Source organism: Nitrospirota bacterium (assembly GCA_030684575.1).
In the GTDB taxonomy this organism is placed as follows: domain Bacteria; phylum Nitrospirota; class Nitrospiria; order Nitrospirales; family Nitrospiraceae; genus Palsa-1315.
The window spans coordinates 256696-279321 of sequence record JAUXVD010000008.1; the positions used below are offsets into that span (position 1 = coordinate 256696).

Genomic DNA, 22626 nt, shown 5'->3' on the forward strand with positions numbered 1-22626 from the left:
CGGGGTGCGGGACTATCACGCGATGCGCTCTGACTACCTCACGGCCAATTTCATTTGTGTCGCGGTTATCGGGCTCATTCTGTCGCGAGAATCCCTGGCCCTGTCCTTTGCGGTGTTGATACAGCACCGCCAATGGTGGGCTCAGCGCGCCATCAGGTTCCCCTTATTTTTCGGGAGCGTATACACGGTGCTGAATGCCTGAGCCATCACTTGCCCGAGAGGAATTCCCTAACGATGTCTCAGCCCTTTACCTTTTGGAATCGTTCACCGGCCGAGGTGCTCCAGCAGCTAGAAACGGTTCCCCAGGGACTATCAGGCGATGAGGCGAGACGGCGTCATCTGCGCGATGCCCATCTGCTCTTGAAGCCGAAGAGTCGGTTGTCCACCTGCGAGCTGCTGTTCCGGCAGTTCACCAGCCCGATCATCCTCATCCTCCTGGTGGCCGCGGGGCTGGCCTTCTTTTTGGCGGACCAGAGCGACACGGCGATCATTCTCATGATCGTGCTTGTCAGCGGGCTGCTCGGATTTTGGCAGGAACGGAGCGCGAATCAAGCGGTGACCAGCCTGCTCGCGATCGTACAGGTCAAAGCGGACGTGTTGCGTGATGGGAAACCGATGGCGGTGCCGGTCGACGAAGTCGTGCCGGGGGATGTCGTCCTGCTCAGAGCGGGCGACACGGTTCCAGGCGATTGTCTGCTGCTTGAATCGAAGGATCTGTTCGTAGACGAGGCGACGCTCACGGGCGAGACCTATCCGGTCGAGAAAATCTGCGGGGTCCTGGCGGACGACCTCCCCCTGGCCCAACGGACGAACAGCCTCTTTCTCGGGACCCACGTCGTCAGCGGAAACAGCACGGCGGTCGTGGTGCACATCGGGTTGGACACGGTATTCGGAAAGGTCTCGGGCCGGTTGCAACTCAGGCCTCCGGAGACGGAGTTCGAGCGAGGCATCAGGCAGTTCGGCTATCTGCTCCTGGAAGTGACCGTCGTGTTGGTCGTCGCCATCTTTGCGGTCAACGTCTACCTGGCCAGGCCCGTGCTCGAAGCCTTTCTCTTCTCCCTGGCCCTTGCGGTGGGCCTTACCCCGCAGCTGTTGCCGGCCATCATCAGCATCAATTTGGCCCATGGAGCCAAGCGTATGGCGCAGAAGAAAGTGATCGTCAAGCGATTGGCCTCGATCGAAAACTTCGGCAGCATGACCGTCTTCTGTTCGGACAAGACCGGCACCCTGACCGAAGGGCTCGTCCGGATGAAGGCCGCCTGCGATATCGCAGGCCATCCGAGCGAACGGGTGTTCTTGCATGGCGCGCTGAATGCGAGTTTCGAAACCGGATTTCATAACCCGATCGACGAAGCCATTCGCACCGCTCGACCGTTTGACCTCTCCCCCTATCGGAAATTGGATGAAGAGCCCTACGACTTCGTCCGCAAACGGTTGTCTGTGTTGGTTGCGACGCCGACCGCGCATCTCATGGTGACCAAGGGGGCGCTAGCGAATGTGCTGGCGGTCTGTTCGACCGCCGAGGCTGCGGACGGCAGCTTGGTCGAGTTGGCTGCCGTGCAGGAAATCATTCAATCGCAGATGGCGCAGTGGGCCGGCCAGGGCTGGCGGGTGCTCGGGCTTGCGTCCCGCGAGGTCGGTGCACGAGAGGGTATCACCAAGGACGATGAGGGGGACATGACGTTCATGGGATTCTTGGTGTTCGAAGATCCCATCAAAGCGGAGGTGGTGGAGACAGTCGGTCGTCTGAGGGGCCTGGGCGTCACCTTGAAGATCGTGACCGGCGACAATCGCCTCGTGGCGGCTCATGTCGGGCAGGCGATCGGCTTGTCGAATGGACAAATCTTAACCGGCGAGGATGTGCGGCAGATGAGCGACGAAGCGTTGGTGTCGCGCGTGAATGACGTCCATGTGTTTGCCGAGGTCGAGCCGAATCAAAAAGAACGGATCATCCTGGCCTTGAAGAAGGCAGGTCACGTCGTCGGTTATGGTGGCGATGGGATCAACGATGCGTCGGCATTACATGCGGCGGACGTCGGCGTATCCGTCGAGAGTGCGGTGGATGTGGCGAAAGAGGCGGCGGATATTGTGTTGCTGGAAAAAGATCTGAGCATCCTCGTTGAGGGGGTACAGGAAGGGCGGAAGACCTTCGCCAATACGTTGAAGTACGTCTTTATGGCGACCAGCGCAAATTTCGGCAACATGTTCAGCATGGCGGGGGCCTCGCTCTTTCTGTCCTTTCTGCCCCTGCTGCCCAAGCAAATATTGTTGACCAATCTCCTGACCGACATTCCGGAAATGACCATCGCCGGTGATCGCGTGGATGAGGAGTTGATCGATCGGCCCAGGCGATGGAATATCGCGTTCATCAGAAAATTCATGCTCACGTTCGGGTTGGTGAGTTCCATCTTCGACTATCTGACGTTCGGAGTGCTGCTCTGGTTCCTCCATGCCGGCGTCGAGGAATTCAGAACCGGGTGGTTTATGGAGTCGGTGATTTCCGCTTCGGTCATCGTGCTAGTCGTGCGGAGCCGTCGGCCCTTTATGCGCAGCATGCCGAGTCGGGGCTTGTTGGCCGCAACGCTCGCGGTGGTGGGACTGACGCTGCTGTTGCCCTATACGCCGCTACGCGGGCCGCTGGGGTTCGTGCCGTTACCGGCATCGTTCCTGGCCGCCTTGCTCTGCATCGTGATCGCCTATGTGGGAGCGGCCGAGTTCGCCAAGAAGATCTTTTACCGGCATGTCCTTTATTGACGAGGGCCTGCGCTGCTATTGCCCTTCGATGGTGCGTACGGCTGAGACAAGCCACGTCTGTCTGGTTCATCTGGTTGATTTGGTTTATCTGGTTAGTTTAGTACAACCAAAAAACCAGATGAACCAGATAGACTGGCGGATGTTTTCAGCATCCTGCTAGTGAGGGATATGCGGTGAAGGGTTATAGGATGAATTGGAGAGGGAGAACGCAATCATGGAGACAAGACCGAAGTCGTATACCTATCACACCGCGGTGAAATGGACAGAGCAGCGGAAGGGAATCATCTCCTGTTCCGGCAAGCTTGATATTCAAGTTGCGACGCCGCCGGAGTTCAAGGGACACGAGGGCATCTGGTCGCCGGAGGATCTCTTCGTCGCGTCTGCCAATATCTGTCTGATGACGACGTTCCTATCGGTGGCGGAGCGGGCAGGTCTGGTCTTTACCTCCTACGAGAGCCAGGCTGAAGGAAAGTTGGAATTGGTCGAGGGGAAGTTTCAATTCACGACCATCACGTTAAAGCCAACCATCATGCTCCCAGCCAACGGCGATGCGACTAAAGCGAAGGAGCTGATCGAGAAAGCCGAGGCGAACTGTCTGATTTCCAATTCGATGAAGGCCAAAGTCAGCTTGGAGCCGACCATCCGATAACAGGGAAGGGAGGGATGGCCCGGTGAGTCCCCTGTGCTCGCGCAACGCGCGGTCGCGGGCTCCCCTCGTTGGACGCGCGCAGTGGGGGACTCATCCGGGCCATCCTAGAGCAACGTACACGAGCGAGCTTGGAGGGAGCATTATAAAGTGTGGTCGCTCGATGCGCGCGGTGAAGGATAACTTGGGCACTCCGGCGAGAAAGGGCTCCCGATTCGTTGCATTCAGCTTCTCGCTACTTGACCGGTCATGAAGAGAGCGATACAGTGCCTACCAATCGTATGAAACAGAAGGCTACAGCGTTCGACAAACATTTTGATGCGCGAGAAGTGGCGTCCTATGGCGTCATGGAAGCCGCACATTATCTGCGCATTCCACGCACGACCATCCGGGACTGGGTTTCAGGCCGGCATTACCACAGCACTACCGGCATGCGCTTCTCCAGGCCGATCATCCAGGTGCCCGATCCAGCCATGAAGTTGCTCTCCTTCATGAACCTCGTGGAGATCCATGTTCTGGATGCCATTCGCCGCCAGCATGACATCCCATTAGAAAAAGTCAGAACTGCGATGAACTACCTCTCGAAGCAATTTCCGTCGAGGCATCCCTTGGCCGATCAGGAATTCGTCACCGATGGATTGAACCTCTTCATCAAGAAATTCAGTCAATTGATCAATATCTCTCAAGAAGGACAATTGGCCATCCAGGAAGTCCTCCAGGCGCACCTCCATCGAATCGAACGAGATCTCAAGGGCATCCCGGTCAGACTGTATCCGTTCACGCGGAAACGCGACCTCCAAGAAGAGCCTAGGGCCGTCGTGATTGATCCACAAGTATCCTTTGGCCGGCCTGTGCTGGCAGGCACCGGCATTCCAACGGCCGTGATTGCCGAGCGCTATAAGGCCGGTGAATCTGTGGACGACTTGGCAGACGATTATGGACGGCGGCGGCTTGAAATCGAAGAAGCCATCAGATGCGAACTCTCCGTCGAAGCGGCCTGAACCCGTCTTCTTCCTCGACCGTTCTCTGGGGAAGAACCGCGTGGCTACAGCGCTCCGCCAGGCTGGCGCCACGCTCCACATCCACGACGATCACTTTCCCCCCGATGCCAAGGATGAAGACTGGCTTGCCGAGGCCGGACAGCGTGGCTGGATTGTCCTGACCAAAGACCATCGCATCCGGTATCGACATGTTGAACGGCTGGCGCTCATGAAGGCAGGCGTAGCGGCATTCATCCTCACATCAGGCGATCTGCAAGGCGAAGAAATGGCTCAGATCTTCGTCAAGGCACTTCCCCGCATCACCAGGTTTTTGAAGAACCACACAAAACCGTTCATCGCCAAGGTCGCAAAGGACGGCTCCGTCTCGCTGCTCTTTCAATGAGTCAGATCGTTCATCTGGTCTTTCAGGTTCATCTGGTTGAATTTCCAGTCCGGCCAACCAGACAAACCAGATAGGCCAGCTTTCGTTGGACGCGCGCAGTGGAAGATCAATCAGCCCCCATCCCTGAGAGGTGACGAGCGAGCTTGGAGGGGGCATGGACTGCTCGAAAGTGGAGCCAGTCCCAGCCCACGATTGTCGAAGGATGAGCCGATTGACGAATCGGTAAGTACCGCGGTGTTCAGACTGAAGACTAAAAGCCTTCAGCCTATCTACCTGAGTCGTTACGACGAATGACGTGTGACGGTTCCCTGGCTGTAGCATCTTGCGACAGTGCTCAGATTTCCAACGGGGTCTTTCTCGACACTTGCGGCGCTCAGCCCTCGCCATCTTTCGTTCTCCTCTCTTAACTCATTGTTTGTTTGCATGTTTACCCAGCACACTTGGCCGTGCTTGCCTGGCATCTCACTCGCAATGCTATTCAACGGATAGGAAGGCAGGGAGGCAACGAAATGAAAGCTGTACTGATCGGAGCCGTGGTCTTGGCTTTTGCCGGGGGCGCAAGCCTGAAAGACTTGAACCAGTCTCAGCCGGAGCGGGATGTGCTCAGCGGCAGAGTGATTTTTTCGACGATTTGTCTCCGTTGTCATGGAATCGATGGAAAGGGAGAGGGCCAGATGAAGTTTACGCCTCCGGTCGCCGACCTCACATCCCCGGCCATTCAAGGGAAGCTGGATGCGAGGTTATTTAAGAGCGTGCATGACGGCAAGAAAAATACAGCAATGGGGGCCTGGAGAGAAGCACTCACGGACGATGAAATTTGGGACGTGCTTGCCTATGTCAGGACGCTCGCTCCTGACGCAGCCGGCGGCATGGGAAGCGGGCTCCGATGAGATCGATATTCTGCCGAATCATGTTGGGTCTGTGGGTCGTGACGATCGTGGCTGGTGGATGGTTCTTTGTGCGGGGATGGACGGTGCCTGGCACGGATGGGCGAACGCAAATCGTCTTAGCACCGGTAGAGCGTGACTTGATCCTGGGCGAGATGCGAATGCTCCTGAAGGCGGTCCATGGTGTGATCACAGGTTTGGCCGGACAGGATCAGGCGGTGGATCGGACGCAGATGGAACAGGCGGCACGTTCGGCGGGAATGGGCATGGCGGCGGATGTGAATCCGGCCCTCATGGAGAAGCTGCCGCTTCCCTTCAAGCAAATGGGCATGTCGATCCATAGAGATATGGATGCCCTCGCGGATGCGGTCGTCCAGAAAGAGTCCCCGCAACAGATTCTCCAGCGCCTCTCCAGCATGACGGCCCGCTGCACGACGTGCCATGACATGTATCGATTCGGAGTGGATAAGTAGCAGGTATCGGTCAGCATTCAGCTGTCAGCATGAGAGTTCATCCGGGGAAATGATAGAGAGCAAATCTGAATAAGGCCGAATCCATTTCCCAGGCGATGCCTCAAACCCATCAAGATAACGATTAGCCGATGGTTTCTGAATCCGTACGCTGACGGCTGATAGCTCAAAGAAGGAGGTGCAGTTATGGCATGCAATGTAGGTGGAGTTGAACGACCGATCCGGATCGTCGTGGGGATTGCGTTGCTCGGGATCGGAGCCTTTGCCGGATTGCCCCCGGTAGGAACCGGAATCGCGTTGCTGTTCGGGACGATCATGTTGGTCACGGGCGCGATCAGTTTCTGCCCGGTCTGGACCCTGCTGGGAATCAATACCTGTCCCACGAAAAAGGGATAAGGACACCTGTCAGCAAGCCGTACGGCGAGAATGTGAGGCTGAAAGTGCTGGGAGTACTGATACTGGCGGGACTGCAGTTCACTGCCTGTGCCGGTATGCCGCAAAGCGAGCGCACGTCCAGGGGCTGACAACGATGCTGTACCAGGAGGAGAAGCCGAGCTTGTCGAACTCTCGGTCCCTGGCGCGAAGTCGAGAGGTCCACGAGATGTGCCGCATGGTTGGGGGCCAAGAACCATTGCAAGGATATCTTCACGCGCTGCGTTCAATAAGGGTGTCGTTAGGTTCAAGGATCGGATCACGAAGGAGGAAACGATGAATCGTATATATATGGGAACTGCTCTCGTGCTGTCAGCGTTTATGCCACTAGTCGGCTGCTCGTCTTACCACACGGGGAAGCTGGACACGAAGCTGCATGCAAGGGCGCTCATCTCGGGTCCCGGTATTACGGGAGAGGCGTATCTCTACGAGGAGTATGAAGGGCGCGTCAGGATCAAGCTGAAGCTCGAGGGCACGCCGGACAGCAAGCTGAAGCCGGGACGTCATGCGATACATATTCACGAGACCGGCAATTGCGAGCCTTTTTCGGCGGCCAAGGGGCACTATGATGGAAATGTCGATCCGGCAATCAATCCGGAGGCGAACGTCACGCCCGGCTTAGGAAACCATCCCTACCATCTTGGCGACCTCCAGAGCCTTTCCGTGAACGATGACCGGAAAGGGTCGCTCTATACGATCACGAGCCGGGTGACCCTGTCTGAGGGGCTCAACAGCTTGTTCGATAAGGACGGGAGCGCCTTCATCATCCATGAGTTAGACGACAAGTATCTGCCGGACCCGCCGACAAAAGATGCGCCGGGCGGACCCCGCATCGCCTGCGGCGTGATTGTGAAAGAGTGAAAGATCGTGCGGCATGACAGGCGGCGAACTGCCGATCCTCGCCGTTGCGGCGGGAGGGCTGGTCGGTTTTTCGCTGGGCACAACCGGAAGCGGGGGGTCGCTGATGGCGATTCCACTTCTGGTCTATGTCCTGGGGACGACAGCGCAGGAAGCCGCGAGTCTCTCGCTCGCGCTTGTCGCCGCTGCAGCTTGCATCGGCGCTATCGAATCTTTTCAGTCGGGCCTCGTCAAGATGAAGGCGGCGCTACTACTGAGCGGCACCGGTATGATCGGCGGGTGGGTGGGAGTCGCAGGGCACAGGTTTGTCCGGGAGGAAATCACGCTCCTGCTCTTCGGCCTGCTGATGATTGTGGCCGCCGGACAGATGTGGTGGCGCACGACCTTGCGGGAGGATCCTCAGGAGCGTAGCATCTGCGCGGATCTGTTTCCGCGAGCCTGCTGGGTGAAAGTGAGCGGGATTGGACTGGTGGTCGGCCTGTTGACCGGATTCTTCGGGGTTGGAGGAGGGTTTGTGATTGTGCCAGCCCTGACGCTGTGGCTCGGATTTCCGATGCGAGTGGCGGTGGGGACTTCCCTGCTGATCGTCACGCTCATTGCGTTGGCGGGAGTCGCTGCGCATGTCCGTCTCGCTCCGCTGGATCTGCGCCTCCTCTCGTTCTTGATCGCCGGTGCCGTCATCGGCATGTTGGCCGGGAGGCAGGTGAGTCGCACCCTCTCCCCCACGCGCTTAACCAGAGCCTTCGCCGTCGTCGCATGGGCGGTCGCGGTGATCCTCATCGGTCACAATCTCTGGAAGATCAACGGGGGCATGTCGTGAGTGAGCAATCGGGGTTTCTTGAAAAAGGGGGGGACCATACGCCTGTCGGTTCGAGGCGGAGGTTTTTTGCCTGGGTGACGAGGGTTGCGGCAGGCCTCATCGGGCTCGGGCTCGCGATCCCCTTGGCAGGCTATGTGATTTCTCCCGCGCTGAAGCGCAGGGCCCAATCGTGGGTTGAGGTTGGCCGTCTCGATACCTTGCCGGAAGGCGAACCCACTCAGCTAGAGTATGTGACGATCGCCAGAGACGGGTACATGGAGGCCAAGACCCAGAAGGCCGTCTGGGCGGTGAAGCAGCCGGACGGAGCCGTCACCATATTCGCGCCTCTGTGCACGCATTTGGGGTGCGGCTACCATTGGGATACGACGGACCGGCAGTTCAAATGCCCCTGTCATGGCAGCGTCTACGATGTGACGGGAGAAGTGTTAGCCGGTCCGGCACCCCGTGCCTTGGACCGCTTGCCGGTACAAATTGAAGAAGGACGGGTGCTCGTCATGTACAAAGAGTTCAAGGCGGGTCTATCGAAGACGGTGGAACTATAGGAGAGGGTCGAGGCGGTAGGCGATGAGAAATGCTCGGCCTCGCGATCTCCCCCCTTTCCTTGACTCTAGTTTGGAGCATTGATGCCACTGTATGCATGGCTTGACCGCCGCTTAAATCTTAAGTCGGTCGAACGGACTCTGCTCGATGAGCCGATTCCCGGTGGCGCGAGCTGGATCTATGTGTTCGGCTCGGCCACGCTCTTTCTCTTCCTGCTCCAAGCCGTCACCGGCATGTTTCTCGCCATCTATTATGCGCCGACGCCGGATCACGCCTACGACAGTATTCAGTTTATAGAAGAACAGGTCACATTCGGCGCATTCGTGCGCGGGCTGCACCATTGGGGCGCCTCGGGGATGGTGGTCGCGATCGGACTGCATATGCTCCAGACCTTTTTGTATGGGGCCTACAAGTCGCCTCGCGAAGTGATGTGGATGGTCGGCGTGATGCTCTTTCTCATCGTGATGGCGTTTGCCTTCACCGGGTATCTGCTGCCGTGGGATCAGACGGCCTATTGGGCGACCCAGATCGGGCTCAATATGGTGGGGACGGTGCCGCTGGTCGGAGAGTTCTTGATGAAGGTCATGCGGGGCGGGGAGGTCTTGGGGGCTCTTACGCTGTCCCGGTTCTTTGCCGCCCATGTGTTGTTCCTGCCGGCGATCGTGGTCGCCATGATCGCCGCGCATCTCTTCATTTTACGCCGCGTGGGCCCAGCCGGGCCCTGGACCGATGAGCGAGCGGCGCTCGGCCGCGAGACGTTTTATCCGCGGCAGGTCTATATGGACGCCGTCGTCATGCTGATCGTATTTGTCGTGCTTGCTGGTCTCTCGCTGCTGCTGCCCTTTCCTCTGACCGACAAGGCGAACCCCCCCGACACCAGTTTCGTGCCGGTGCCGGAATGGTATTTCCTCTTCTATTACGAATTACTGAAATACGTGCATGGGCCGCTGGAGCCGCTGGCGACCTGGGTGCTGCCGATGGTTGTGATCCTTGGCCTCTTCTTCTGGCCCTTCATCGACAGGAATCCGGTGCGCAATCCGGTTAAGCGTCCCGCGGCGCTGGTCTCCGGGCTGCTGTTTCTTCTCGTGGTCTTTTCACTGTTGGGCATCTCGCTCAAGAATTTGTATGCCGTGCCGCGGGTGGATCCGGCTGTCGCGCGCGGGCACGCGCTCTATGCCCAGTTCGGCTGCGTCGGCTGTCATCTCATTCATGGTGAAGGTGGCGCTGTGGGGCCTGACCTGTCCTACGTCGGCGACAAGAGGCCTGAACGAGCATGGCATCTCAAGCATTTCCGGGATCCTCAATCGGTATCGCCCGGGTCGTTCATGCCGAAATTTCCGCTGGATGAGAAGCAACTCGAGGATCTGACGAGTTATATGCTGAGCCTCAAGCTGACCCCGTCCTAACCTGTGCTAGTCACGAGCGCTCCTGCCGCCACCGCCAATGCGTGGGTGTGAGGCCAGAGGTTGGGGTCCAGAAGAAATGTTGGTCTCTTACTTTCGTTTCCCTTGCCACTTGTGTAGCCCTGTGGCATCCGGCAGCAAGTCGGGAGTCGGCCCTGTGGCTTTTCGCTCCAGTAGAAATGGGAGCTGAAGTCGAATCGATGGATTTAATGGTCAAAGCAGCAGCCATGTTGTCGGCGATCATGGCATGGTCTTGGCACAGGAGAGAGACATGATGTGGCTGTTGTCGATGGTTTTCGGGATGACCATGCTCGTGAGCTGTGCCGGCGAGACGGCTCGGGTGAAGACCGAGGAGTTTCAGGGGACAGATCGAACCGACAGTGCCGCGATCGAGTTCGCTCCGCCTTCCCCCGAAACCATTCCAGGCAGTCGGCTCGGCGAACAGATCCGGTTGGGCTATGAGATTGTCGTCAATACTCAGGAATATGGCCGGCCCTATGTCGGCAATCGGCTGAACTGCACGAACTGTCACCTTGACGGCGGCCTCAATCCGAACGCGGCCTCATTCGTCGGTCTTGCGTCAGTCTATCCCCTGTACCGCTCCCGCAACGCGAAGGTGAATACGCTCGCCGATCGCGTCAACGAATGTTTTGAACGGAGCCTCAACGGGCGAGCCCTTCCACCGGACAGTTCCAAGATGCAGGCTATCGTGGCCTATATCACCTGGCTTTCTGAGGGCGTCCCGCAAGGCGCGACCATTCCCTGGAGGGGTCTCGAGCACATTGCCTCACGGAGGCCACTCGATCCGGCCAACGGGAAAAAGATATTTACGAACAAATGCGCCTACTGTCACGGCTCCGACGGTTTGGGAACGATGGCCGCGCCGCCGGTCTGGGGACCGCAGTCCTATAGCATTGCCGCAGGGATGGCGCGGGTGAGCGTGGCCGCAGCCTTCATCAAATCGAACATGCCGCGCATGCAGGGGTGGACCCTGTCGGACGACGATGCGTACGACGTTGCCGCATTTATCAATGCCCAGCCGCGACCGGATTTTCCCGGCAAAACGAATGACTGGCCGAAAGGCGGCAAGCCGAAAGATTCACCATACTAAGCGCAGGATTGAAACGGAACGCGGGCATCGTGACGCGAATCTTTTCCGAGCGCGCTGGCTCTAACCGTACAGGGAAGGCGGCTGATCCATGACGAATGACACCACCTATGCGGATCCAGTGATTCCCTGGCGGGCAGGCGGGGCAAGAATCTTCGCGCTTGGCCTTCCGGTGGGCTCGTTCTGCCTGTGGCTGACAGCGAAACTTCCTGCAAGAGGGGGTGCGTGATGAAACTGACCGTGGCATACCATGGTGGGATGCGTTACGACATCACGAGCGGCGGACATCGTATCGTCACAGATCAACCGGTAGACGACGGCGGGCAGGATGCCGGGATGGGTCCCGTCGAGCTGTTTGTCGGATCGGTGGCCAGTTGCGTCGGGTATTTTGTCGGACAGTTCTGCGCGCGCCACGATATTCCTCGGGACGGACTGAGAGTCGATGCCGAGTGGACGATGGCCGAGGGCCCGCATCGTGTCGGCGCGATTGCTCTGGCGATCCATCTTCCTCATCGCCTGACGCCGGATCTCAAAGAACGTCTTTTGAAAGTTGCGCATGCCTGCACCGTCCATCAGTCGCTGGCAGGTGCGCCGAACGTAGCGATTACGCTGAATCCTCATAGCCATGCTGGGAGTCAGCCATCGGGAGGCACAAATACTCTATGACTATCTCGCGGCGTTCATTGCTCGGACGGCTGCTTCAAGGGCTTGGTGCCGCCGTCATCGTCAGTCGTCATGTTCCTGTTGTCCTGGCAGCCAGGGAAGAGTTGGCCCGGAACGAATCGGGACCGTTGACGGTCCATGTGACCAGGCCCTTCGATGCCGAAACGCCGGTGCGCGAATTCAGACCGTTCCTGACACCCAACCATCGCTTCTTTGTGCGGAGTCACTTCGGCCCGCCGCCGCCTGACGCCATCACCGAGGCCAATTGGACACTTCGCATCGGCGGCCTGGTTGAACGGTCACAGAGTTTCACGCTGAAGGACCTGCGTCAGCTGGACGCTGTGACCATCACCGCCGTGGTGCAATGCAGCGGCAACGGTCGGGCATTTCACCGACCCAAGGTCCCCGGCGTGCAATGGGAGCGTGGTGCCGTCGGGAATGCCGAATGGACCGGGGTGCGGCTGCGGGATCTCTTGGCGAAGGCCGGGGTTCAAGCCTGCGCGCATCACGTGCAGTTCCAGGGAGCGGATCGGCCTGTCGTAGCCGCTGTGCCGCTCTTTACCAGAAGTATTCCTCTGGAGAAAGCGATTCATCCTGATACGATTCTCGCCTATGAAATGAACGGGCGTCCCTTGCCGCTGTTACATGGCGCGCCATTGCGAGTGATTACGCCTGGCTGGATGGCCGACTCCTGCATCAAGTGGCTGACGGAGATCACGGTGCGCCAAGATGAAGCCCAGGGGTACTACATGCAAACGGCCTATCGCTATCCAACGAGACCGGTTGTTCCTGGCGAGGCCATCGCCGCAAGCGATCTCAAGCCGGTGGAGGAGATGGTTGTGAAGTCGCTCATTGCCGCGCCACAAGAAGGTGAGTCGGTGAAGTCCGGTCCCGTCACTATTCAAGGCATGGCCTGGAGTGGTGAGGCGAAGGTCGTGAAGGTCGACCTGTCGTTTGACGAGGGGAAGACGTGGGAGTCGGCGAGGCTGGTAGGCGAAGATCGCCCCTACGCATGGAGACAATGGCAGTTGGTCTGGAAGGCGAAGACGGCAGGCACATTCACGATTCTCTGTCGTGCGACGGATGCCCATGGCGAGCAGCAGCCGGCAACCACTCCCTGGAGTCCCAGCGGGTTTTTGTGGAATGGGTGGGATCGCGTGACCGTGACGGTGTCGGCGTGAGCATGCTGCAAAAGGCTTCCAGCTTCGTTCTCGCTTTGCTCACGCCTTCAACGTACATGAAACGTCCACCTGGGTCTATCGCTCGCTGCGGCCTTGCCGGAAGACCTTTTTCCGCATGCTCTCTCTCCGTTGCCACGCTGTCGGTGGTCATCATCATGGCGGGTCTGGCCGTTGTGACGGCGGCGCAGGAGGACGATTTGGCCACGGTGAGTGTTGCATTGGCACCCCGCGCAGAGGGATTGATCATCGCACGCTGTTCCGTCTGCCACAGTCCTGATCTCATTACCCAGCAGCGATTGCCAAGAGAGCGATGGGAAGCCACGGTCGAGAAAATGAAACATTGGGGTGCGGAGATCTCCAAGGACGAGGCTGATCTGCTCGTGCGGTTTCTCTCAGCGCGGTATCATCCCGGCGCACCGGATCACCTCCCGCCGCTTGAAAGTGAAATGAGGAAGGCGGAGCCGTTCACGCAGGACCCGGCAGCTGAAGGTCCGGTCACAGGAGTCGCGGCCCGGGGCGCCGGTCTCTTCGAACATAATTGCCAGGCCTGTCATGGGGCTGGAGCCACGGGCGGGATGGGGCCGAAGCTGGCGAAGAATCAAATTTTGAAACATGAGGACTTGTTCTGGGACACGGTCCTGCATGGACGAGGGCCGATGCCGGCCTGGGGCTCGGTGCTGAGCCATCAAGAGATTGCGGATATTCATGCCTGGTTATCGACCAAGTAGCGGACAGCGGAATTCATCATAGCGGAAGGAGTGGTCATGAACGTAAGAAAAGGTGTGATGGTCGGAGGGGCGCTGCTCACGCTGGTGGGGCTGATGTCTGCCCCGCGGATGCTGTTCGGAAGCGATCAGGTCCGGGCGAAGGAACTGGTGCAGAACACCTGCGCTGGATGCCATCGGGTAGAAGGGGCTCCTTTGTCCCGCCTGGAGAAGAAAGCACCGGATCTGATTGGAGTCGGCAGCAAGTTCAAACACGAATGGCTGGTCAGCTGGCTGGCGGGCAAAGAGCCTCCTCTATACGCGAAGAGTTATCGTTGGGATCAGTCACAGACTCCTCAACCCCATATGGCCATTTCCCAGACGGATGCGGAAGAGGTGGCCAAGCTTCTTGAAACCGAATTTCTGGATCCCAAAGTGACGGCAGGTGCGATCGACATGGCTACGTTCAGCAAACAGGAAGCCGCGTTCGGTGAAAAAATCTTCAGGGAACATGCCTGTATCGGCTGTCATCAAGTACGCGAAGGCGACAAAACTATGGGCGGCCCGCAAAGCACCTCAATGGCAGAGGCCGGCAAACGGCTCAAAGCCGATTGGATTTATCGGTTCAATTCCAATCCTCCGGACTATGTGCCGCACAGTGGCGAATTTGTAGGTGATGTGAGCGCCTTGGGTTTGCGTTATGTGACGGGTTACATCGCCACCAGAGGATGGGACGATTTTCACTATTACGAGCCCTGGAAGAGCGAACCGTTCGGTCACGCAAGTCCGGATCGCGGCAAGGTGATTTATAAGGAATATTGTGCCCAATGTCATGGCGCAACAGGGAAGGGTGATGGCCCGGCCGCATCGGGATTGGATCCGAAGCCGGCGATTCACGCAAATATTCCGTTTGAGAAGGTGCCGATCGACTATTTGTACAACGTGATCTATTACGGCGGGAAGGCAGTGGGGAAATCACCCACGATGCCCTATTGGGGCCTCACCATCGGACAGCAAGGCGTTGCCGATGTCATGGCCTATTTGAAGGTGACCTTCAAGGGTGCGCCTGAAGCGGCCTCTGCTCCGGGCGTCGGGGCCTCGGGCGCCTGTGTGCAATCGCGCAAGACGTCGAAGGCCCCGGATGAATTCCTGGCCAAGACGAATCCGCTTCCCGCATCTGCCGGGACGATCGAGGCAGGAAAGGCCTTGTTTCTCAAGACGGCACAGCCCGTCGCCTGCGCGATGTGCCACGGCAATCACGGAGACGGAAAGGGATTCATGGGCGCGGCCTTAGTGCCGCCACCGAGAAACTTCACGTGCGGCGCGATGATGAAGGACCTTCCTGACGGTCAACTGTTCTGGATCATCAAAAACGGATCGCCCGGAACCGGCATGATGTCCTTTGCCGGCTTGCCGGATGAGCAGGTCTGGCAGTTGATTCACTACATTCGTTCACTAGCCAAGTAACAGTCACCCGGTCAGCGGTCAGCCTCTGCTGATCGCTGACAGTTGGTGGCGTATGCAAGGAGTCGATCATGGCAACATTTATTATTTCAGGAAGCCGGGGCACGGACGATCCCACGATGGCGACCTTGCCATTCATGGCTGCGAAGGTTGCGAAGGAGCAGGGGCACGATGTCGTGCTCTGGCTCTGGAACGAATCCGTGGCGCTTGGACGCAAGGGGACTGCAGAGCATGTAACGGGAGTCAATCTGACGCCATTGAAAGACTTGCTGGCTGCTGTGCAGGCGGCGAATATTCCCATCTGGGTCTGCGGAGCCTGCGCCGTGGCACGGCAGATCGGCGTGGGAGAGCTCGTTTCTGGCGCCACGATCAAAGGTATGGGAGACTATATCAAGGCCGTAGCCGAACGTGACCGCAACGTGGCGTTCTGATTCCGCAGCGAAGGAAGGAGTCGTGATATGTCAGCCGATGGCGAATCGACCGGGAAATCAAAAAGCCGAAAAGATCGAGGGGATGAGGGGGACATCGACGAGTCTGTCGCCAAGGACGAGCGGCTCGATGTCACGCAGCTGGAGACCATTCCAACGATGGTGCCGCGTGAAGGGGATGGATATCCTTCGCCGGGCAGCGGGTCCGCCGGACAGGGGCTCGGACGTATCGGCGAACCGGGCCATGCCTTGACTGAGGATGATCTGAGGCGGGTCAATACGAGAAAAGGTCTTATTCAGCTCCTCGAAACCAAAGTGGTCGATATCGGAGAGGTGCGCAAGACGCTGTTGTATGAAGAAGAGCTGCGGCAGTTACAGGTTGAATTGGTCAAGCTGCAACTGTGGGTTCAGCGCCAGGGGGAACGGATTGCCGTCCTCGTCGAGGGTCGCGATGCAGCGGGGAAGGGCGGCACCATCCGTCGGTTCACCGAGCATTTGAATCCTCGCGCCATGCGGGTGGTTGCGTTGCCGAAACCCACGGACGAAGAACGGGGCCAATGGTACTTTCAGCGGTATATCCGCCAGTTGCCCAACAAGGGCGAGATCGTGTTCTTCGACCGCAGCTGGTACAACCGCGCGGTGGTTGAACCGGTGATGGGGTTCTGCAGCAAGAAGGAACATCAGCGGTTTTTGCAGCAGGTCACAGAGTTCGAGCACATGCTGTATGAAGACGGCGTGACCATGATTAAGTTCTGGTTCTCCATCTCCAAAGCAGAGCAGGAGAAGCGATTCGAGGCGCGCCGGCAGAATCCGCTCAAGCAATGGAAGCTGAGCCCGGTCGATGAGAAGGCGCAAGAACTGTGGGACTCCTACACGCGCTACAAAGAAGAGATGTTCGGGAAGACGCACACGACCTATAGCCCTTGGATCATCGTCAAGGCTAACGACAAGCAGGCGGCGCGATTGGAGAGCCTCCGGCATGTGTTGAACTTGCTGCCGTATAAAGGTAAAGAGGATGCGCCGATTCGCCTGACGCCGGATCCCAATGTGATTACCCGATTCCACCGCAAGATGGTGGAATTGGACTTGTGACAGGAGAGAAAAAGAATTCATGCATCCGATTCATCCGATCGTGGTCCATTTTCCCATTGCGCTGTTGTGTGCCAGCGTGGCGTTCGATGCCCTTGCCTCTCGCTGGCCGACCGGAGGTCTTCGAGAAACAAGCCTCTATACCTTACTCGCCGGTGTCGTGACTGCGGCGCTGGCGGTGGTGACGGGCGGAATGGAGGAGGAGCTGGCCGAGCGGGCCGGTGCGCCGGAATCGGTCCTTGAACTCCACGAGAGTCTGGGCACGGTCACGCTGGTCGTGTTCGGCGCGCTATTGGGGCTGCGTCTCGCCATGCGGTGGGGATGGTTCAATGAAATCCCTTCTCTCACGCTCGGCCTTGGTGCGATCGGGATCGTCATCCTGACTCTGACAGGCTATTGGGGCGGCGAACTCGTCTATACCTATGGAATCGGTGTGAAAGCCGTGATGTCCCCGGTGACTCCCTAACAGGGTGCTGGACCGCGCTGAACGGTGAACGATGCGTATCAATCAGATGATCGAAGGAGCAACACGATGAAGACGGGTATGGTTATGGCGCTGGTCACTGTAGCGGCTCTTGCCCTCCCTGCCTGGGCCGCCGAACGGCCTATGATGCAGCCGCGGGTGCCGGCTGACAAGTTGGCCGAAGCTCGCGCATTGACGAGCCCCTTGACGAGTTCCCCGGAGATCGTTGCGCAAGGCAAGGCGCTCTACAACGGCAAGGGCACCTGCTTCAACTGTCATGGGAAAGACGGAGACGGTAATGGGCCGGTGGCGGCTCAGTTGGATCCTTCGCCTCGCAATTTCCAACACCATGGATTCTGGCGCCATCGTACGGAAGGCGAAATCTTCTGGGTGATCAAGCATGGCTCCCCCGGCACCAGCATGATTGGATTTGACGGGCAACTGACGGACGAAGAAGTCTGGACCATCATGCAGTACGAGCGTAGTTTCGGCGGCGAGCATGGTCCGGGCATGATGGGTCATGGAGAAGGCAGGGGCTCCATGATGGGACCGGGCGGTGGCATGGGCGGCATGGAACATCGTGGACCGAGAGGCGGCATGGGCGGTTGTGAAGGCGAAGCCTGCGGCCGGTAACAGGATGTCAGTGAAATTCTCGCGGTCTGTGGATGTCTACGTGTGTTGTGGTTTGTCGATGAGGCGGGTAACAGGCCCTCCTATTGTTGCCACTTATTGGGCGTAGAGATCATCTCCCTGCTATCGGTGGTGAGCACCCGATAGCGCTCCAGCGCTTCCTGGCTCAACATCCTTATCGGTGCGGCATCATCTACCACCAAAATCGTGTTCGGCTGATCGATCCTGCCTTCCTAGCAGGTTGTTGACAAACAACCAAGCCACTGCAGAAATGCACTTGTCAGAACAATTGCAAATGCTGGCAGACGTAGTCGCAGGCTGTTCAGAAAGGTCGTCCAGCAAGGCCGCAGCAAGCGGAGAGGCGAAGCGTACTCACGGCAGTACGTTGAGCCTCTGTGCGCCGCGGGAACGCCGCTGGGGGCTTTTGTCAACAGCCTGCTAGACCTATTGGGGGCGCGGGAGTGATGTGGCTGCTGGTGGCGTCTCCGGGATTGGGAAGAGGATGCGAACCTTGGTGCCCTGTCCGGGGTTACTGGTGGCTAAGAGACCGCCCCCATGCGACTGCACGATCCCACGGACGGATGGCAAGCCAAGCCCACGGCCCAGGAACTTGGTGCTAAAGAACAGGTCAAAGGCCCGTTGAAGGGCGGCGTCATCCATGCCGCATCCGTCATCCTCCACCTCCAGATAGGCGAACGTCCCAGGGCACGTGGTGCCTTCCAGATAGCTATGGGAGAGCTGTTCTTCGTCGCACTCCATCGTCCCTGTGCTGAGTTGAATGGTTCCCGGGGTGGCGCCGATGGCCTCGACACTGTTGGTGACCAATTGGTCAAGGAGCTGCCGTATTTGTTGGTCGTTGGCCATGATAGATGGAATCCCATCACCCAGGTGTAGCTGCAGACGACTGGTGGCCTCGCGAGGAAGCGGGAGAGCCGCAGAGTACGTCTGCACAATCTCATTGAGATTGGTCAGCTTGAGTCCGATGTGTGATTTCCCGGTGTAGACGAACAACCTGCTGGTGATATCCGCGGCGGTTTGCGCGGCCCGCATGGCTTCGTCGAGGTTCCTGGCTATGCCTCGATGGTCCTCCTGCAAGGCCATTCGAGACAGGGTCAGATGGCCTGTGATGACTTGAAGCAGATTATTGAACTCGTGGGCGATGCTGCCGGCTATCTGTAGCTGGTTTTCCAACTTTCGATCGTGCATGCGTTGGTGCTGCAGGCGGTGCCGGTAGAGTGCTGCCTGGAGAGTCGCGTGTAATTCGCGCTCTTCGAAGGGTTTGACGAGATATCCGAACGGCTCAGTGTCGATGGCTTCCTTGAGCAACGAGTCATCGGAGAAGGCGGTCAGGAACACGACCGGCACGTCGAGACGCTTGCGTAAGCGGGCGGCTGTTTCGGTCCCGGTCAATTCACCGGCCAGACGGATGTCCATCAGCACGATATCGGGGTGGGTCCGTGGAATCTCCTCCAACGCCTGCTCGCCGCGTGCCGCTCGACCGCAGATGTCGTAGCCTAGTTGTGTCAAGCGATCGCTGATCTCCATGGCGATCAGCGCTTCGTCTTCCACGATGTAGATGCGTGTCGTCTGCATACGGTACAGGCCTTCAGCCTCTCAAAATGGGTGATCGTGACTGTGACGGGTGCTCCGGTGTCATCGCTTCGGAGGGGATGGGCACTTCAAGGACAATCTCGGTGCCTATGCCGAGAGGCCTGGTGAGCCTGGCCCCAAGTTGATCGGCTAGACTTGTGACCAATTGCAGCCCAAAGGACGTGGCCTGCTCCAGATTGAACTCCGCAGGAAGACCGGAGCCCTCGTCCGAGACTGAGAGGAGGAAGGAACGTTCGCGCGCCGCAATGCGTACCAGTACGGGGCCGCTCTTGCCATCCGGGTAGGCGTACTTAAATGCGTTGGTCACGAGTTCCGTGACGATCATGCCGCATGGCAGGGCGATGGTGGCCGGCACCGAGAGGTCTGCTGCCTCGACTCGGAGGTGCGTGCGGCTGGCGGACTCGCGGAAAGAGCGTCGTAGTTGGTCCGTCAAGGTTTTCAGGTATTCACCGAGGGGGACTTTGTGGAGGTCGGTTGAGCGATACAGGAGTTCATGCACCAGGATCATGGCGCGCAGCCGATCCTGTCCCTCGGAGAAGATGGACCGGTCCTGTCCCTGCCGAGTTTTCTTTGCCTGGAAATGGAGCAGGCTGGAGATGATCTGGAGATTGTTCTTCACCCGGTGATGCACCTCGCGCAGCAGGGTTTCCTTCTCGTGCAACGACGCCTCGATCCGCAATTCCGCCTGCTTGAGCGCGGTGATGTCCTGCGCGGTGCCGGTGGAGCGGAGTGGCCGGCCGGTGGCCTCGTCGTAGTGGGTCTCACCGTGTTCCTGTATGAACTTGATTCGTCCGTCCGCCATGCGCAGCCGATGGATGATTTCGTAAGGTTCGTGGGTTTCCAGCGAGGTGAGATAGGCTTCGTTGACCAGGAATCGGTCCTCCGGATGGACCGCGTCGAGAAACGCCTTGAATGAGGCGCCGAACTGTCCCGGATCGATCTCGAAGATGCGGAAGAGTTCATCGGACCAGGTCAGCGTAGAGCTGGAGAGGTTGAGTTCCCAATTCCCGATCTGCGCAATGCGCTGGGCTTCTTTCAGCTGCGCTTCGCTTCGAATCAGGTGTTCCTTTGCCCGTTTACGTTCGGTGATATCGCGCAGGATGACGGTATAGATGGTGTGCCCGTCGGTCTCTGTTTGCGAGAGCGAGGCTTCGATGGGGAACTCCTGTCCGTTGGCCCGTAATCCGCTGGAGATCCCCAACAGGCCTATTTTTTGTGGACGGCTATCGCTCGGATTGAAGGCGAGGCGGTGTTCATACAGCATTTTTTGAAAATGATGGGGGAGGAAGCGGTCGAGCGGTTGCCCCAGCGCGTCCTGTGCGGAACATCCGAACAACCGTTCCGCCGTCGGATTGAACAGCACGATGTGCCGGTCCTCATTGACGGTGATGATGGCATCCGTGGCGGATTCGATGACCGCGGCCAGACGCAGCTCGACTTGCTGCACTTCGTGCCGGACTCTGTCCTGTTCCCGCTTGTGCTGCCAGCGGTGGGTCCAGAGTCCTAACCCCGCGGCGGCAATCAGGGTGCCTGTCGCGGCAATCTGTTGCAGGCGCTGCAGATGCTCCAGGACCTCCTCGGTATCGACCTTGACGACCATGCTCCAGGGAGTACCATGAACCGGGACGATATGGGCCAGTACGGCATGGCCGCGATAGTCGGAGGGACTCTCCAGCGGGCCATACCGCCCATGCGCGGCTTTGACGACCGGAAAGGTATCGAGTGTGGTGGGGACCTTCCGCGTCAAGGCGGTCTGGGTCCTGTAGCGGAGCTCATTGAGCACGATCACCTGGTCGTTGTCATGCTTGATCAGCTCGATTTCGGCAGTACGGCTCTTCCCCGGCCAGGTTTGAATCATCGTGAACAGGTCTTCCCAGGTCCCTCGCAATACCAACACGCCGACGGTGGTTGTCTTGTCTGTTCCCTTGATCGGGGCGAAGGTGTCCAGCATCGGTTGCTCCGGCACAGCGGGGTCGGCGGCATAGAGTTCCGAAAACGGCGGAAGTGATGTGCGCACGACCTGTCGTGCGAGTGAGAGTCCCGTCTCGGACAGGTTCATGGAGCGGCCGGTGCGATAGCGTACGTTTCCAGTGGCGTCGAGAATCGTCGCTCCGGTATAGCCATAATAGGCGACGGCGGACGCGATGGGCTGCTGGAGCAATGCGGGGACCTCGCTCCCTTTGGTTGCCCACCAGCCTTGAGCCAGCCCGACATGCAGCAGGTCCGTGAGGACCAGGCTATCCCCCCGGCGTTCCTTGAGAAAGGCCGACAGTTGGCTTGATTTCAGCTGACCGATGCTGGCCAGCTCGTTGAACGTGGAGGTTTTCTTTTCCGATTTGAGGTGTGCAAAAAACTGATATTCGGCAATTTCGGCGCCGAGCGCGAGCAGGCAGAATAGCGCAACCAGCCCGAGCGGTATCTTGTGTGGGATGGCAGGTCTGTTCATCGCTTCGATCCCGCCTCTAATTGGCTACGGCGCCGCTATCCTCTCGTTTCCTAAGGATAAACGAGTATATCAGTGGTAGAGCGACTCTACAATGTGTGGGTTTGAATAGGGCCACGCCACCCGTTGGCATGTGTTGCAATCTGAGTTGTCGCCTTTTGCGACAGCAGCGTTTTTCTATCAGACCTGGAATGCCCCAGGGAACTCGCTTCATTTTTCTCGATATTTCTTAAGCCCCTGTCAAACCACAGGAATCAGTGATTCCCTCGCGCTGATTCTCTGGCATGCCCTTCGCTTTTCAGTTTGAGAGAACCCCATCTATCCAAGGAGGAATCATATGGACAATCAAGAGACAAAAGGTTCGGCGCAGGCCGTTGCACTGGCATTCATCGGGGGAGCGGTGGCTGGAGTCGTGGCCGGTCTGCTTCTTGCCCCGCAGTCTGGAGAAGAGACGCGACGGGATGTGAAGCGATATGCCAGAAGGGCTGAGGAAGAAGTTCTGGAGAAGGCGAAGGAGGCGCGAGCCGCCCTTGATGAGACCATCGAGCGTGGGAAGCATTTCTTCGCAGAGAAAGCGGCAGAAGTCGAAGCGGCGGTCAAGGCTGGACGAGAGACCGTGAAGGAAAAAATGGATAAATGTTGTAGCTGA

The 22626-nt window shown here is 58.4% G+C and carries 24 protein-coding genes; 22 read left to right on the top strand and 2 right to left on the bottom strand.

Annotation, left to right across the window (positions count from 1 at the left end):
- Positions 1–22: 22 nt before the first annotated feature.
- The 21 genes from Q8N00_04370 (at position 23) to Q8N00_04470 (ending at position 17926) form a co-directional block, all read left to right on the top strand.
- On the top strand, positions 23–202 hold the full coding sequence (locus Q8N00_04370) for a hypothetical protein (GenBank protein MDP2382016.1): 180 nt from the start codon (positions 23–25) through the stop codon (positions 200–202).
- A gap of 32 nt (positions 203–234) precedes the next feature.
- Positions 235–2754, top strand: coding sequence for a magnesium-translocating P-type ATPase (gene mgtA, locus Q8N00_04375; GenBank protein ID MDP2382017.1), 2520 nt, complete (start codon positions 235–237; stop codon positions 2752–2754).
- Between the two features lie 214 nt (positions 2755–2968).
- Positions 2969–3403: an OsmC family protein gene (locus Q8N00_04380; GenBank protein MDP2382018.1), complete on the top strand. Its 435-nt coding sequence runs from the start codon at positions 2969–2971 to the stop codon at positions 3401–3403.
- 263 nt (positions 3404–3666) lie between these two features.
- Positions 3667–4401, top strand: coding sequence for a DUF433 domain-containing protein (locus Q8N00_04385; protein MDP2382019.1), 735 nt, complete (start codon positions 3667–3669; stop codon positions 4399–4401).
- The gene (locus Q8N00_04390) at positions 4352–4783 is read left to right on the top strand and encodes a hypothetical protein (GenBank protein MDP2382020.1); all 432 of its coding nucleotides are present in this window, start codon (positions 4352–4354) and stop codon (positions 4781–4783) included. Before Q8N00_04385 ends, Q8N00_04390 begins: the two co-directional genes overlap by 50 nt.
- Before the next feature lie 509 nt (positions 4784–5292).
- Positions 5293–5673, top strand: a complete 381-nt coding sequence (locus tag Q8N00_04395; protein MDP2382021.1) for a cytochrome c — start codon at positions 5293–5295, stop codon at positions 5671–5673.
- Entirely contained in the window at positions 5670–6143 is a 474-nt protein-coding gene (locus Q8N00_04400) for a hypothetical protein (protein ID MDP2382022.1), read from the top strand. The genes Q8N00_04395 and Q8N00_04400 overlap by 4 nt, the downstream gene beginning before the upstream one ends.
- 183 nt (positions 6144–6326) lie before the next feature.
- Entirely contained in the window at positions 6327–6536 is a 210-nt protein-coding gene (locus Q8N00_04405) for a DUF2892 domain-containing protein (protein ID MDP2382023.1), read from the top strand.
- A gap of 312 nt (positions 6537–6848) precedes the next feature.
- Positions 6849–7433, top strand: a complete 585-nt coding sequence (locus Q8N00_04410) for a superoxide dismutase family protein (GenBank protein ID MDP2382024.1) — start codon at positions 6849–6851, stop codon at positions 7431–7433.
- A gap of 13 nt (positions 7434–7446) precedes the next feature.
- The gene (locus tag Q8N00_04415; GenBank protein ID MDP2382025.1) at positions 7447–8250 is read left to right on the top strand and encodes a sulfite exporter TauE/SafE family protein; all 804 of its coding nucleotides are present in this window, start codon (positions 7447–7449) and stop codon (positions 8248–8250) included.
- Positions 8247–8792: a ubiquinol-cytochrome c reductase iron-sulfur subunit gene (locus Q8N00_04420; GenBank protein ID MDP2382026.1), complete on the top strand. Its 546-nt coding sequence runs from the start codon at positions 8247–8249 to the stop codon at positions 8790–8792. The genes Q8N00_04415 and Q8N00_04420 overlap by 4 nt, the downstream gene beginning before the upstream one ends.
- Before the next feature lie 81 nt (positions 8793–8873).
- Positions 8874–10196 (top strand): cytochrome b N-terminal domain-containing protein, encoded by a 1323-nt coding sequence (locus Q8N00_04425; GenBank protein MDP2382027.1) that lies wholly within the window; start codon positions 8874–8876, stop codon positions 10194–10196.
- A 268-nt stretch (positions 10197–10464) separates the two neighbouring features.
- On the top strand, positions 10465–11304 hold the full coding sequence (locus Q8N00_04430) for a c-type cytochrome (GenBank protein ID MDP2382028.1): 840 nt from the start codon (positions 10465–10467) through the stop codon (positions 11302–11304).
- A 225-nt stretch (positions 11305–11529) separates the two neighbouring features.
- Entirely contained in the window at positions 11530–11967 is a 438-nt protein-coding gene (locus Q8N00_04435) for an OsmC family protein (GenBank protein ID MDP2382029.1), read from the top strand.
- On the top strand, positions 11964–13145 hold the full coding sequence (locus Q8N00_04440) for a sulfite oxidase (GenBank protein ID MDP2382030.1): 1182 nt from the start codon (positions 11964–11966) through the stop codon (positions 13143–13145). Before Q8N00_04435 ends, Q8N00_04440 begins: the two co-directional genes overlap by 4 nt.
- A gap of 155 nt (positions 13146–13300) precedes the next feature.
- The gene (locus Q8N00_04445; GenBank protein ID MDP2382031.1) at positions 13301–13873 is read left to right on the top strand and encodes a c-type cytochrome; all 573 of its coding nucleotides are present in this window, start codon (positions 13301–13303) and stop codon (positions 13871–13873) included.
- 36 nt (positions 13874–13909) lie between these two features.
- Entirely contained in the window at positions 13910–15316 is a 1407-nt protein-coding gene (locus tag Q8N00_04450) for a c-type cytochrome (protein MDP2382032.1), read from the top strand.
- A gap of 68 nt (positions 15317–15384) precedes the next feature.
- Positions 15385–15744, top strand: coding sequence for a DsrE family protein (locus Q8N00_04455; GenBank protein MDP2382033.1), 360 nt, complete (start codon positions 15385–15387; stop codon positions 15742–15744).
- Positions 15745–15900: 156 nt separating this feature from the next.
- Complete coding sequence (gene ppk2, locus Q8N00_04460) at positions 15901–16833, top strand: polyphosphate kinase 2 (GenBank protein ID MDP2382034.1); 933 nt, start codon at positions 15901–15903, stop codon at positions 16831–16833.
- A gap of 19 nt (positions 16834–16852) precedes the next feature.
- The gene (locus tag Q8N00_04465; protein ID MDP2382035.1) at positions 16853–17296 is read left to right on the top strand and encodes a DUF2231 domain-containing protein; all 444 of its coding nucleotides are present in this window, start codon (positions 16853–16855) and stop codon (positions 17294–17296) included.
- A 66-nt stretch (positions 17297–17362) separates the two neighbouring features.
- Positions 17363–17926 carry a c-type cytochrome gene (locus tag Q8N00_04470; GenBank protein MDP2382036.1) on the top strand — a complete coding sequence of 188 codons (564 nt, stop codon included), beginning with the start codon at positions 17363–17365 and terminating at the stop codon, positions 17924–17926.
- A 441-nt stretch (positions 17927–18367) separates the two neighbouring features.
- Here Q8N00_04470 and Q8N00_04475 read toward each other — a convergent pair whose 3' ends face one another.
- Complete coding sequence (locus tag Q8N00_04475) at positions 18368–19516, bottom strand: response regulator (protein ID MDP2382037.1); 1149 nt, start codon at positions 19514–19516, stop codon at positions 18368–18370.
- Positions 19517–19529: 13 nt separating this feature from the next.
- A complete protein-coding gene (locus Q8N00_04480; protein ID MDP2382038.1) occupies positions 19530–21980 on the bottom strand; it encodes a PAS domain S-box protein in 2451 nt (816 codons plus the stop codon).
- 334 nt (positions 21981–22314) lie between these two features.
- Here Q8N00_04480 and Q8N00_04485 point away from each other — a divergent pair, with 334 nt between their 5' ends.
- Positions 22315–22626, top strand: a complete 312-nt coding sequence (locus Q8N00_04485; GenBank protein ID MDP2382039.1) for a YtxH domain-containing protein — start codon at positions 22315–22317, stop codon at positions 22624–22626.